Source organism: Floridaenema fluviatile BLCC-F154 (assembly GCF_041929135.1).
Lineage (GTDB): Bacteria > Cyanobacteriota > Cyanobacteriia > Cyanobacteriales > Aerosakkonemataceae > Floridanema > Floridanema fluviatile.
Genome location: NZ_JBHFNS010000065.1, coordinates 40,879 through 54,932, shown reverse-complemented (window position 1 = coordinate 54,932; position 14,054 = coordinate 40,879). Strand labels below are relative to the sequence as shown.

General features: G+C 42.5%; 6 protein-coding genes and 3 pseudogenes. 6 read left to right on the top strand and 3 right to left on the bottom strand.

What is annotated here, in order from left to right; all coding sequences use genetic code 11:
- Positions 1–326 precede the first annotated feature (326 nt).
- The 3 genes and pseudogenes from ACE1B6_RS30120 to ACE1B6_RS17080 all read right to left on the bottom strand — a co-directional run.
- A pseudogene (locus tag ACE1B6_RS30120) lies at positions 327–1,289 on the bottom strand (DUF4912 domain-containing protein); the annotation flags it as partial.
- 123 nt (positions 1,290–1,412) lie between these two features.
- Positions 1,413–4,832 (bottom strand): annotated as a pseudogene (locus ACE1B6_RS17085) (DUF4912 domain-containing protein); the annotation flags it as partial.
- A 270-nt stretch (positions 4,833–5,102) separates the two neighbouring features.
- Complete coding sequence (locus ACE1B6_RS17080; protein ID WP_413258458.1) at positions 5,103–6,689, bottom strand: glucose-6-phosphate isomerase; 1,587 nt, start codon at positions 6,687–6,689, stop codon at positions 5,103–5,105.
- A gap of 295 nt (positions 6,690–6,984) precedes the next feature.
- On the opposite strand from ACE1B6_RS17080, the gene ACE1B6_RS17075 reads away from it, so the two are divergent.
- The 6 genes and pseudogenes from ACE1B6_RS17075 (at position 6,985) to ACE1B6_RS17055 (ending at position 14,052) form a co-directional block, all read left to right on the top strand.
- Complete coding sequence (locus ACE1B6_RS17075) at positions 6,985–8,121, top strand: branched-chain amino acid ABC transporter permease (RefSeq protein WP_413258455.1); 1,137 nt, start codon at positions 6,985–6,987, stop codon at positions 8,119–8,121.
- 139 nt (positions 8,122–8,260) lie between these two features.
- On the top strand, positions 8,261–9,052 hold the full coding sequence (locus tag ACE1B6_RS17070) for an ABC transporter ATP-binding protein (protein WP_459563048.1): 792 nt from the start codon (positions 8,261–8,263) through the stop codon (positions 9,050–9,052).
- Positions 9,053–9,184: 132 nt separating this feature from the next.
- Positions 9,185–10,897: an iron uptake porin gene (locus ACE1B6_RS17065; RefSeq protein ID WP_413258453.1), complete on the top strand. Its 1,713-nt coding sequence runs from the start codon at positions 9,185–9,187 to the stop codon at positions 10,895–10,897.
- A gap of 163 nt (positions 10,898–11,060) precedes the next feature.
- Positions 11,061–11,822 (top strand): annotated as a pseudogene (locus ACE1B6_RS30115) (transporter substrate-binding domain-containing protein); the annotation flags it as partial.
- A gap of 81 nt (positions 11,823–11,903) precedes the next feature.
- Positions 11,904–13,292 (top strand): ABC transporter substrate-binding protein/permease, encoded by a 1,389-nt coding sequence (locus tag ACE1B6_RS30110; RefSeq protein ID WP_459563047.1) that lies wholly within the window; start codon positions 11,904–11,906, stop codon positions 13,290–13,292.
- Positions 13,285–14,052 carry an amino acid ABC transporter ATP-binding protein gene (locus tag ACE1B6_RS17055; RefSeq protein ID WP_459563046.1) on the top strand — a complete coding sequence of 256 codons (768 nt, stop codon included), beginning with the start codon at positions 13,285–13,287 and terminating at the stop codon, positions 14,050–14,052. The genes ACE1B6_RS30110 and ACE1B6_RS17055 overlap by 8 nt, the downstream gene beginning before the upstream one ends.
- Positions 14,053–14,054: the final 2 nt, after the last annotated feature.

Sequence of the window (14,054 nt, the reverse complement as noted above, 5' to 3'; positions counted from 1 at the left end):
TTTTTTTTTCCTTTTTTTTGTTTTAGATTTCGGTTTCGTGGTTTTGTGTTTTTGCGCGTGGCGCGGGGGTTTGGGGTGTGTGTCTCCGGGGGATTGGGTTTTGGGCCTGGGGGCTGGGGCGCGGGGTTTGGGGCCCTGGGTAGGGGGGAGGGGGGTTTGGGGACTGGGGACTGGGGATGGGGGACTGGCATCTCCTCTGCCCCCCTGCCCCCCTGCCCCCCTGCCCCCCTGCCCCTCTGCCCCCCTGCCCCCCTGCCCCCCTGCCCCTCTGCCCCTCTGCCCCCCTGCCCCCCTGCCCCTCTGCCCCCCTGCCCTCTCCCCTCTGCCTACTCCTCGGCTTTCGGATTAGTATTTCGCAAGGGGGTGTCGCGGTTGAATTTGAGATGAACGGAACGAGTTTGTTCGCCGTCGGGGGCGAATGCTTCGATCGGAAAATCAAGCATCCCGTCTTGGAAAGATAGCTGGAAGCGGAAAGTGCCGTCGGAATTTGCTTTAATCGGACGACCTCCAATGGTAATTACAGCATCGGGCTCAGTAGCACCGTAAACTACCAGTTCTGCATCTGCCATTAACCAGAAGTTGCGAGAACTTTCTGGTACAACTTCCGAGGAAAAACCAACTCCTGACATCATTCCCACTCCTGATGCCCATTTGCCAATCCCAGAGGGGAAAATATAAGAACTCACTGATTGTGCGGCTAAATTTGGAGTTGGTACCATGCCGAAAAATGAGTCATGGAAGCCGTTACTTGGTGTGGTAGTTGCTTCCTGAGTGGAAGAACTTAAATCTAAAAATTGCTTGTTTTCTAATTCGTCTTCCCAACGAATAGTAATAAATTGATCGTTTGACAAGTTTGAGGGATAGAGGGGAGGGACGTGGATGGAGTTCGATCGAGCTAACATTAACCAGCGTCCATCATTAGTAAGGTAGCCGATTTCTGCGATGTAGTCGCGATCGCTCACAGGTACAGGCAAATACCATTCTCGCCCCATTTCATCACACTCAAATTCTTGAACGCTGTGAGGATTTTGGTAATTTATATCTACGTCGGTGACATCATAAAATCGCAAAGCTAATTTCGCGCCGCCTTGTTGTCGCAATTCTTCTTTATGTTGGCTGGGAATATCCCAATAAGTGTAAGCCCATTGAGGATCGCGAGGCATTAAAACTATGCGACTTTCGTTGTAACCTGATGGCAAGTCGGGAAGTCCTTCGTCTACTGCGGCTAAGATTTCTGGAGTAAATTGTTCCGAACCTAAATTAAATTTGGCGGCTTCTATTTCGGATTGCGTGCGTTCGTGTAGCGTGCTGTAAGACGTATCGCTATCATCCATAATTGCAGGTACTTCATTGACTTCAGCACCTAAAGCACCTAAATCAATTTCTGTAATTGGTATAGTATCGGACGCAATTTTTAATGGTGCCGATCTAGCTGCCATTAACCAATTTTCATCATTAGTAAGGTAGCCAATTTCGGCGACATAATCTCGATCGATTAGCGGTATAGACAGTAAGATTTGGTTTGTTTGTTCATCCGCGGTAAATTGTTGGAAAATTTGCGGATTATCCTCAGCCAAATCGATTTCGGTAACGTCATAGAGTCTGATTGCTAATTGTCTGCCACCTTGTTGTCGCAATGCTTGTTTGTGGTTGAATGAAACTTGCCAATTGGCGATCGCTTGCCGAGAGTTTTCTGGAATTAGGACGATCGTGCTATTCCAATCATGTCTTAGGTCTTGAGTTTCAGGTATTAAGTTTTCTATTTCTGAAACTTGTTCTATTGTTGTGGTGCTTAAAGTTGGCGTAACTTCGGGAATTTCTGGGATAATTTCTGTTACTGGTGAGATTGAGGAAACGATTGGGATTGGTGCCGATCTTGCCAATAGTAACCAGCGATTATCATCAGTTAAGTAGCCAATTTCTGCGGTGTAATCAAAATTCTGTGAATCACTAGCCGGGATTTCCAGTAACATTTCACTTGCCTGTTCATCCACAGCAAACTGTTGGAAAAGTTCTGGTTCTTGCTGAGTTGGATTAATTTCTGCAACATGATAAAGCCTTAATACTAAATGTCTGCCGCCTTGTTGTTGCAATGCTTGTTTATGATTGGATGAAACTTGCCAGTTAGCAATAATTTGGTGAGGATTTTCTAATGCTAGGGAAATGCTGCTAGTAGTGGGAGGTGAGGCTACTGCGTCGGCGACTCCTGGGGCTATGTCAATTTCTGTGTTTGAGGGAGTATCGGTACTAATGAGGATTGGTGCGGATCTGGCTAATAATAACCAACGTTCGTCTTCTGTTGAATAGCCAATTTCTGCGGCATATTCGCGATCGCTAACTATGATCGGCACTAACATTTGGCTAGCTTGTTCATCCACATTAAATTGTTGGAAAAATTGCCAATTTTCCGTAGGAAATTGGGTAGAAGTTTCCGTCACATCATAAAGCCGCAAAGCTAGCTGTGTACCGCCTTGTTGTTGGAGAGTTTGTTTATGTTCTTCTGGGATTTGCCAAGCAGCGAGGGCTTGTTGAGGGTCAAATTCTGTTAAGCTAATGCTGCTAGTATTTGGTGTTAAATTAATAGGTTGGCTGGGAATAGTTGGGGTTATTTCGGCAACGACGGGCATAGATGGAACTATGCGAACAGGAGCCGATCGAGCTAATAATAACCAGCGATTATCATCTGTTAAATAACCTAATTCTGTTGCATAATTGCGGTTAGTTTCTGGTATAGCTACTAACATTTGGGTAGCTTGTTCATCGACGGCAAATTGAGGAAAGCTAGCGGGAATTTGCTCGTCTACTCGTGTTTCTGTGACATCATAAAGCCGCAATACTAACTGTCTGCCGCCTTGTTGTTGTAAAGCTTGTTTATGTCTATTGGATACTTTCCAAGCAGCAAGGGCGAGTTGACTACCTTGTGCTGTTAGAGTCATGCTGCTACCCCAGTCTGCGGGGGTGGTGGGAGTTAATACTGATATGGATACGGGTAGGGAGGTTTTATACAAATTCTCTACAGTGGGTAAAGATGCAGGAATGTTGATTGGCTGAGATTTGGCTAGAGGCAACCAGCGTTGATTATCTTCTTCGGTTAAATAGCCAATTTCTGCGTTATAGTCGCGATCGGCAACCAAGATCGGTAATAACATTTGGTTGGTTTGTTCCTCTACAGGAAATTGTTGGAATATCTGCCAACCTTCGGTTTGAATTTGATTAATGTCGGTAATGTCGTAAAGCCTAATTGCTAGCTTTGTGCCACCTTGTTCTCTGGTTGCTTGTTTGTGAGCTTCGGAAACTTGCCAAGTTGCCAAGGCTTCTTGACTATTTTCTGCTCTGAGATTGATGCTGCTATTCCCATCTCTTCCTCTGGCTGCGGCTGCGGCTGCGGCTAAAGCTGCTCCGCCAACTGCTGCACCTCCTAGCCAATCGGGTGTTGCTGGTGGGGTAGTTATTGGGCTTTGGGTTTCTGTGGTGGGTAAGAAATCTTCTCCCCAAAGTGTATCTTCAGTGGTAGCTGTTTCTGATGGTTGACTGGGGGAAATGACGATCGTTTCTGTAACATTAGTATCATCAGGAACCAAGTTTTCTGTAGGTGTTTCCCCAGTGGTATCTCCTGTTAGAGGTGGTGGTGTTGTTTGGCTATCTACCGCATTTGTTGAGGTGCGGCGGTTTTTCAGTAGCCACCACAGGGGGATACCGAATAAAGCTAACAAAGGTATCAACCACCACATCCAACCTAGTCCGCCTACAGCAATTGCGGTTTCTGGTTCGACAAAGGAGGCGGGAGTTGATTTTGGGGTGGGGGCTGGGGGTATGGGTGGTTTGGGTGGGGTTTGGGCGATCGCTTTTGCGGCTGGTTTTTGGGCAACTGCTTTCGGTGCAGCAGTGGGGGCGATCGCTTTTGCGGCTGGTTTTTGGGCAACTGCTTTCGGTGCAGCAGTAGCAACGGGAACACCAGCCGCGGCTTTTACTATTTGTTCTCCAGCGGGTGCGCTAGCAAAACCCAAAAATGCCAAAGCTGCCGCACTGGGGTTATTGCGTCTGTATACGTAATAAATTGGTTGTGAAAAAGGATACTTGGGATCGTTAGGAGAAACCTTGTGCATTGAGACGATCCGAACATTAGGTTGGTTAGTTACTTGGGTAGAAATAGCGTAGCCAATACCATTAGTTCCTAATCGTTGGACGACGGCGCTGGTAGTATCTTGCGATACTCTGATGGTGTTAGAGCCGGAGCGAAAGGGACGGTTGCGAAAAACCTGATAATTTCGCAAAGCTTGGCGGGTATCGCTATTTATTGGTCGATCTATCAAGCGAATTCGACCACGTTTACCGCCCACTTTTGACCAATCTCGAATTTCGCCGCGAAAGATGCGGGCAAATTGGGTATCTGTGAGACTTCCTTTAAAAGTATTTTTTGGCCCGACTACCACAGCAATTTTAGTTCTCGGTAGAGGGACGGCAACTAAACCAAGTGATTTTTCTTTATCTGTTAAAGGACGACCAATAGCAGCTATATCTATTTGTCCTTTCTGTAATAAGTTTAAAGCCGTATTTGTTCCCCGATAACCAATATTTACTTTTGTGCCTGGGTATTCTTTTTCAAAACGTTGTTTAAGAGCTTGGTTGAATGTGGCTGCACTGCTAGAACCATCAATCCTTACTCTAGTGCCAGATTTTACTGACTTTTGTAAGGGAATCGTGGTAGTAGTGGTGGAAGTTTGAGCTAAAATAGGCTGGTTTTTTTGAGATGCAGTTGCTGGTTTAGGAACCACAGCTAGGGCTAGCAGTAAAGCTAAAGTGGCTATTGAAGTGTTCTTTTTGTGTAACATCTAAAAATTGCTCAAAAGCTCGGATTGAAGTTAATTTTTCCCTAATATGAGCTTTATTATATAGCTCTCCTTTCCGATTAAGCTATGCTACTTTTTACTTAAATTAGGGAAGGAGTAAGTCTTGCCAAAAGCTAGGATAATTATTAATTTTAGATTTTAGATTTAAAAGTTTTGCTTGTGGTTTTTGCTAATTAATTTTAGATTTTTTTAATATTCTCAAAATGGGCAGGGGTGCAGGGGGGATCTTCCCTAACCCCTAACCCCTAACCCCTAAGTGGTGGAAACGGTTAGGCTGCTGGGTTTGCCTAAGTTGCCGTGGAGGGTGATGCCGCGATCGTTAGCTGCCAGATGTCGGACAATTTTGTAAATTGCTTCTGTGTCTTGGGTTGCGCTTAGTTTTTCGGCAATTTGGCTTAAGTACATGGGTTTGCCTTCTTGCTGAATTAGTTTGACTACTTTGGTTTGTAAATCCAAAATTTCTGAGGCGGCTTTTTTTCCGGCTTCGACTCCGGGTTGGTGGTAGGCGTTGACGTTGACGAGGAAACCGTAGATGGTGACGGCGCGTTCGTAAAGGGCGATTAGTGCGCCGACTGTGTAAGGGTTGACTTGGGGAATGGTGACGGTGATGGATTGGCGATCGTTTTCGTAAAGTGCTTTGCGTGTTCCTTGTAGGAAGCCGGAAAGATAGTCGCCGGAGGTGATTCCGGGATCGATTTCGGGGGATTTGCCTTGGCGATCTTTTAAGACTTCGATGAATGTGGCGAAGAAGTTGGGGACTCCTTCCCGGAGTTGTTGGACGTAGGCGTGTTGATCGGTGGAACCTTTGTTTCCGTAAACTGCTATGCCTTGATGGACGATGTTGCCGTCGAGGTCTTTTTCTTTGCCTAGCGATTCCATGACTAGCTGTTGTAGGTAACGGCTAAAGAGTAGCAAGCTGTCTTTGTAGGGTAGGATTACCATGTCTTTTTCGCCTTTGCCGTTGCCGATGTAGTACCAGGAGAGGGCGAGTAGGGCGGCTGGGTTACTTTTTAGGTTGGGAATGCGGGTGGCAATATCCATTTCTTTTGCCCCGGCTAACATGGCGCGGATGTCGATGCCTTGTAAGGCTGCGGGGAGTAAGCCGACTGCGGACATTTCGGAGGTGCGTCCGCCTACCCAGTCTTCCATTGGGAAGGTTTCGATCCAGCCTTGGGATTGGGCGGTTTTGTCGAGGTTGCTGCCGACTCCGGTGGTGGCGATCGCTTGTTTGGCGAAGTCTAGTCCTTGGGTAGCAAAGGCTTGTTGTACTTCGATCATGCCGTTGCGGGGTTCGGGTGTGCCGCCTGATTTGGAGATGACTAATACTAAGGTGGAGGCGAGTTTGTTTTGGAGTTTGCTGAGGGTGCGATCGATCCCGGCTGGATCGGTGTTATCGATAAAATGAATTGCTAATGGGGGAATGTCGGGGGCTAGGGCTTCGGCAACAAATTCTGGGCCCAATGCCGATCCGCCAATCCCGATGGAGAGAAGGTCGGTAAATTTGGGGGCGTTGGGGGGGTGAATTTCGCCGCTGTGGATTTTCTGGACAAATGTTTCGATTTTTTCTAAAGTATCGATGATTCCTTGTTTGAGTTCGGGGCTGGGTGCTCTGTCGGGATCGCGTAGCCAATAATGCCCTACCATGCGGTTTTCGTCGGGGTTGGCGATCGCACCTGCTTCTAATGCAGCTAAATCTTTAAATGCTTTGTCCAATTTTGGCTGCAACGCTTGTAAAAAGTTGTCATCAAATCCGACGCGACTGACATCTAGGTAAAATCCTAGTCCTTCGTGATAGTAAAGCCAGTCTTGGTAACGTTGCCAGAGTGCCGCTGCATCCATAGCAATTTTCATCCTAAAAGTTTAACAGTGTCTTTTTCTTCCAACAGTTTAAAGGAGATAGAAAGATTAAATATATAATTTGAACAAATCTCATAATGATTTAATGAAGAGGCAACCAGGAACAGTTCACCGGGAACAGCAAAGTTTCTCAATTATTTAAGGCTGGTTTAACTTCTCCAGGGTGAGCAAAACCCGGATGGGAAAATTTTCCTTCTCCCAATTCAAATAATACTCCTAATATAAGGTAAAATGCCTTAACAAAGTAAGATACTTGTTTTTGAGAAAGTTACTTCTAATGACGCTTACTCCTGGTTATTTAGTTTCGCTAATCATTTTTATATCAGTCTATGGGCTTTTCGCTTTAGGACTAAATTTACAGTGGGGCTTTACTGGTTTAATTAATTTTGGTCATGTGGCTTTCATGACTGTGGGAGCTTACACTACTGTATTATTAAGTTTGCAGGGAGTTCCGCTATTTATTGGTGCTTTAGTTGGTGCGGTTTTAGCGGCTTTTTTGGGTTTGTTGGTAGGTATATCAACGCTACGTTTGCGGGAAGATTATTTGGCAATTGTCACAATTGGGGTATCGGAAATGATCCGCTTAGTTGTGAATAATCAGGAATTGCCGATCGGGAATGGTCAATGGCGATCGGGTGTGTTCGGTTTACAAGGTTTTCCTTTACCTTTTACTAATGTTACTTTGAATCCGTTGTTACAGTTTTTTTTGATAGCTGTGCTCACAGGAATTGCTGGTTTAGGTGGCTGGCAATTGTGGCGCTGGATTGGGAAACAATTACAACTGGCAAAGGGACGGCAATCTTTACCGATCGCATCTTTAATTATGGCAATTATTGGCGTAATTTTAGGTTTAATTGTTTATATTGTCGGTTTAATATCCATACTTGATGCGAATAATTTTAATTACAAAACTGGGTTAATGGTAGTATTACTGTTGGTTTTAACAGTAGTATTTTGGGGTTTGGAAAGGTTGGTAAATACGCCTTGGGGAAGAGTTTTAAAGGCAATCAGGGAAGATGAACAAGTACCAAAGGCTTTGGGAAAAAATGTGTTTTGGTATAAGTTACAATCTTTGATGTTGGGGGGTGCGATCGCGGGAATGGCTGGGGCTTTCTATGCTTGGCAATTAGCTACAGTTTACCCGGATAACTTTCAACCGCAGATTACTTTTGATGCTTGGACGATCGTCATTTTAGGCGGGGCGGGAAACAATTACGGAACTTTGTTAGGGGCGGTAATTTTTTGGGCTTATTTTGAAGGAACCCGCTTTGTTTTACCGGGATTATTACCTTTTGATGATGCCCGTTTGGGGGCTTTTCGGATTATGGTAATCGGTTTATTATTAATTATTTTGATGATGGTCAGACCACAAGGTATTTTAGGGAAGAAGGAGGAATTAACCCTTGGTAAATAATCCATCAGATTCACTTTCAGATGTACCTTTGAATGAACCACAAACTAATATAGAGGACATTCTTAAACAGGTAGAAGACCGACCTCCAGAAATAGTTTTGAATGAACCACAAAGTAATATAGAGGATATCCTCAAACAGGTGGAAGATGCACCACAAAGACAGCAATCAAGTAATAATATTTTGTTGTCAGCTAATGGTTTAAATAAAAGTTTTGGTGGGTTAAAAGCGGTGGATAATGCTACTTTGGAAGTGAGTCAAGGTAGTATTACTGGGTTAATTGGTCCCAATGGTGCGGGAAAAACGACTTTATTTAATTTAATTTCTAATTTTATTCGTCCTGATTCTGGGCGGGTAATTTTTGATGGGGAACCTGTAGAAAGGTTACAATCTTATCAAATTGCCCAAATGGGAATGATTCGCACTTTTCAGGTAGCGCGAGTACTTTCTCGACTTTCAGTTATGGAAAATATGCTGTTAGCGGCGCAAAAACAAATAGGAGAAAACTTCTGGAATGTGTGGTTGCGGGCGCATGAGTTGAAGCGTGAGGAAAAAGAGTTGCGCGAAAGGGCGATCGCTGTTTTAGAATCAGTAGGATTAGCGGATAAAGCTAATGATTATGCTGGTTCTTTGTCGGGTGGACAACGCAAGCTTTTAGAAATGGGAAGGGCGTTAATGTCGCAACCGAAATTAATTTTATTAGATGAACCAGCGGCGGGGGTGAATCCAACTTTAATTAATCAGATTTGCGATCGAATTTTAAGTTGGAATCGCCAAGGAATGACCTTTTTAATTATTGAGCATAACATGGATGTGATCATGTCTTTGTGCGATCGGGTTTGGGTATTAGCGGAAGGGCGAAACCTCGCTGTTGGTACGCCCGAAGAAATTCAAAATAACTCTGAAGTTCTAGAAGCTTATCTGGGACAATAATAACTCTTGTATAGTAGCTAACATTTAAATTTAATATTTCCTCTAAAATTTAAAATTTAGGTAAACAGAAACCCGGTTTTTTAAAAAACTGGGTTTCTAGAGTAGCCTAGATTTTTTGGTGTGAGGATCATAATGAATAAATGTTTGGGAAAAGCGATACCATTGGGTGTTGCTGTTCTGATTAATGTTGGGCTACTTTCCCCGATGACTCAAGCAGGAGAAATTAGGGAAGACTTAGGAGAACAAAAGCAGGTAAATGCAACTGAAAACCCGGAAAATACTACTAGTTTAGAACAAATTGTTCAATACTCGGAATCATTAAATTCTAGGTTAGAAACTCCTGAAGATTCCGATAATTTAGAACAGGTAACTTCGGTTTCTCAATTGCGCGATGTGCAACCTACAGATTGGGCTTTTCAGGCATTACAATCTTTAGTTGAAAGATACGGTTGTATTGAAGGATACCCAGACCAAACTTATCGCGGAAATCGCGCCATGACCCGCTATGAATTCGCCGCAGGTTTAAACAGTTGTTTGGATAGAATTCAAGAATTAATCGCAGCTTTACCTCAAGGAGTTAGTAAAGAAGACTTAGATAAACTGCGAAGATTACAAGAAGAATTTGCCAGCGAATTAGCTAATTTACGGGGTCGAATTGACGCTTTAGAAGCAAGAGTAAATAAAGTAGAAGCACAGCAATTTTCCCCAACTACTAAACTCGCGGTGGAAGTCATTACTTATATTTCTGATGCTTTTGGGGAAAGGGCAGATGATGTCAATCAAACTACATTATCTTATCGAACGAGAATTGATTTTAATAGTAGTTTTACCGGAAAAGATCGCTTAAGAACTCGTTTGCAAGCGACTAATTTAAGACCGATCGATACAGGGGCGATTTTTGGCGGAAATTCCGAATTATCTCCCGCCGGATTAACAGGAGAAACTCGTTTTGTTCCTAGTACTTTATCCGGGAATAATGAGGTAACAATTAATCAATTGCAGTATCGTTTTCCTGTAGGAGATCGACTAACCTTTTATCTGGATGCTGCTTCTACCGATCCGACTTATGTCACTGATACAATTATTCCTTTCATTGACACTGCTACTGGTGCTTTGAGTAATTTTGGACAAGTGAATCCGGTTTATTTCCCTATAGGAAATCAGGCGGGAATTGGGGGTAACTTTTTAATTACTAAAGGCTTAAGTTTAGACTTTGCTTATTTTGGCGAAAGTGGAACTCCCAATTTACCAGGTAACAAACAAGGTTGGTTTAATGGTGGTTACAGTGCTTGGGCGCAGTTAGTTTATTCTGGAGAAAAGCTAAAATTTGGCTTACTTTATCTTAATTCCTATTCTCCTGAATTTGGGGTTGATACTTTAGCGGGAAGCAGTGCAGCCAAAGTAATTGGCGCAGGTCCCGTTGTGGGAAATAGTTATGGTCTTCAAGCTAATTATCGGTTTAATCCCAATTTTGAATTAGGCGGCTGGGTTGGTTATACGGCGGCGCGTGCTTTAGGGATAAAAGGTGATGCTGAGGTTTTGAATTATGCGGCAACTTTGGCTTTTCCAGACTTAGGTAAAAAGGGAAATTATGGGGGAATTGTGTTTGGAATGCAGCCGAAATTAATAAGTACTAGTAATGCAGCTTTAGCAGCTGCAATTGGTTTACCAGATGGGCGCAGAAGCGATCGCGATACCGGATTCCACATTGAAGCATTTTACCGCATTCAACTTAATGATTACATCTCGATTACTCCCGGCTTTTTGTGGTTAACTGCACCTAATCACGATGCACGAAATCCTGATGCGATAGTCGGTGTAATTAGAACTTCTTTTGTTTTTTAGGTACAATCAACGGGTATCTATCTAAAGATAGATTTGGTAAAATATTTTGTAACTAAAAATACAATCAATCAGCTAATAAGCCATATATCATTAATTCCAACCCAAGGGGGAATTAAAAAAATTGGCTTTTTTTAGGAATAAATAACTAGGAAAGTTATCAACCATGTTCAGAAAAAAATGGTTCCTGGCGATTTTATTTATTGCCACATTAGTCATATCTCTAATAGTCGGAAACTTCAGAACTGACTATGTAACAGCACAAAACAATGCTGATAAAAAATTAGTCATGGTGACATCTGCTGACTATCCACCTTATCAGTTTCGTCAAACAGCTAGCGGAAATAGTGAAATTGTAGGTTTTGACATTGATATTGCCAAATTCATTGCCAAAAAATTAGGTTATGAACTGGAAATTAGGGATACAGATTTTAGTGGAATTATTCCGGCTTTGCAGTCGAAAAGGGCAGATTTTGCGATGTCGGGAATGACTCCCACGGCGGAAAGAAAGAAAAATGTGGCTTTTTCTGACCTTTACTATGAAGCTAAAAATACGATCGTTTCCCAGAAAAATATTAACCTGAAAAGTACCGCAGATTTAACCGGAAAAAAAGTCGGAGTTGAGTTAGGAACAACTCAAGAAAAAACGGCTAAATCCTTGAAAGATGTGCAAGTAGTAGCATTAAATAGACCGGGAAGTATTATTCAGGATTTAAAGTCAAAACGGCTGGATGCAGCAATTTTAGAAGACACAGTTGCTAAAGGATATGTTGCTAATAATCCCGAATTAATTTATCACTCAATTCCTACTACTTCGGAGGAAGCTGGATCGGCGATCGCATTTCCCAAAAACTCCCCATTAGTTAACTCTTTTAATCAAGTTCTTCGGGAAATGAAACAAACCGGAGAATTGCAAAAATTGGTAACAAAATGGTTTGGTAGTGATGGCATTGAAAAACTTAGCAATCAACCCAACAATAAGGTAGCTAATGCTGCTACTCCCGACAATATTACAGTTGCCCAAAATCAGAACAGCGGGCGAAAATTAATAATGGTGACTTCCGCTGACTACCCACCTTATGAGTTTAGAAAAACGGGTAGTGGAGATGATATTATTGGTTTTGATGTTGATATTGCGAAGTACATTACCAGAGAATTAGGCTACGAACTGGAAATAAGAGATACAGATTTTAGTGGGATTATTCCGGCTTTACAATCAGGAAGAGCAAACTTCGCAATGGCGGGGATGACTCCCACTCCCGAACGGTTGAAAAATGTCGATTTTTCTGAGATTTACTACGAAGCAAAAAACACAATTGTTGCCAAAAAAGGCACAAATTTAAAAACAATTGCGTCTTTAGCTGGTAAAAGAGTCGGCGTGCAATTAGGTTCGACACAAGAAAAATTTGCCAAAGAAAAAATCAAAGGTGCGAAAATAGTTGCTTTGAATAAAACCGGGGATTTGATTCAAGAAATTAAATCGAATCGCATCGATGCAGCAATTATTGAAGATGCCATTGCTAAGGGATTTATTGCTAATAATCCTGATTTAGAATTTACGACTATTCCTAACAGTTCGGAAGAAGCAGGATCGGCGATCGCATTTCCCAAAGGTTCCCCATTAGTGCAACCCTTTAATAGAGTTCTCCAACAAATGAAAGAAAATGGAGAAATGGAAGCACTAGTGAAAAAATGGTTTGAAAACCAAGGCGGAAATCAAGCAGCTGAAGACGACAAAAAACCATCCAGTTTTGATACAGCTTGGGCTAGTATTCCCTTCATCGCTCAAGGAATAATAGTAACATTACAATTTACCCTAATTTCCGCATTCTTCGGATTCCTCTGGGGAATTGTTCTGGCATTGTTTAAAATTTCTACCATCAAACCTTTGAATATATTTGCGAAGGTTTATACTTCTGTATTCCGAGGTACACCGCTGCTATTACAAATTGCATTAGTATATTATGCAACACCGCAATTAACTGGTTACGATATTCCCGCATTATTAGCAGGTGTAATTACCTTCACTCTCAACTCAGGTGCTTATATTTCTGAGACAATTAGAGGAGGGATTCTCGCAGTTGATAAAGGACAAAAAGAAGCAGCTTTATCTTTAGGAGTACCTTATCAACCAATGATGAAAGATATTATCCTACCCCAGGCAGTGAAAAATATTTTACCTTCCTTGGTGAATGAAAGTATCGCTCTTTTAAAAGATTCATCATTGGTGTCAACAATTGGTGTGGTGGATGTACTCCGTCGGGCGCAAATTGTGGGTGCAGAAAAATATATCTATTTTGAACCGCTGTTAGTAGCTGGCTTAATTTATTACGTTTTGGTAATGCTTTTAACATGGGGAGGTTCTAAACTTGAACGACGATTACAACGTAGTGCTTAACAAAGATGCTACGGCATCAAACGGCAAAACAGAAATTGCAATAAAGGTTGAGGATCTGTATAAATCCTTCGGTTCTCTCAACGTTTTACAAGGGATTTCTACCGAGATTGATAGAGGTCAAGTAGTGGCATTAATTGGCCCTTCGGGATCGGGAAAATCTACCTTTTTGCGGTGCATGAATTTACTGGAAACACCTACTTCCGGCAAGATTTTTATTGATGGAGTAGAAGTTACTTCGCGCAAAACTGACATTATGAAAGTGCGGCAAAATGTCGGAATGGTGTTTCAACATTTTAATCTTTTCCCTCACATGACAGTAATTAAAAATGTCATGTATGCACCGATGAAAGTAAAAAATACCTCTGAGGAAGAGGCGCGAAAAGTGGGAATGGATTTGTTAAAAAAGGTGGGTTTAGAAGCGAAGGCGAATGTTTATCCTGCCCAACTTTCGGGAGGACAAAAACAGCGGGTGGCGATCGCTCGTTCCCTAGCCATGAAACCGGATATCATGTTATTTGATGAACCTACATCTGCCCTCGATCCAGAAATGGTGAAAGAAGTTTTAGATGTCATGCAAGACTTAGCAAAATCCGGGATGACAATGGCAGTTGTGACTCATGAAATGGGTTTTGCCAAAGAAGTTGCCGATCGCATTTTATTCTTAGATCAAGGAAAACTCGCCGAAGATTCACCCCCAGAACTGTTTTTCTCGCATCCAAAGTGCGATCGGGCAAAACAATTTCTCGATAATATTTTATAAAG

Coding starts and splice junctions, on each gene's coding strand:
- ACE1B6_RS17075 (WP_413258455.1), top strand. CDS start 6,985: ATGACGCTTACTCCTGGTTATTTAGTTTCGCTAATCATTTTTATATCA.
- ACE1B6_RS17065 (WP_413258453.1), top strand. CDS start 9,185: ATGAATAAATGTTTGGGAAAAGCGATACCATTGGGTGTTGCTGTTCTG.
- ACE1B6_RS17080 (WP_413258458.1), bottom strand. CDS start 6,689: ATGGATGCAGCGGCACTCTGGCAACGTTACCAAGACTGGCTTTACTAT.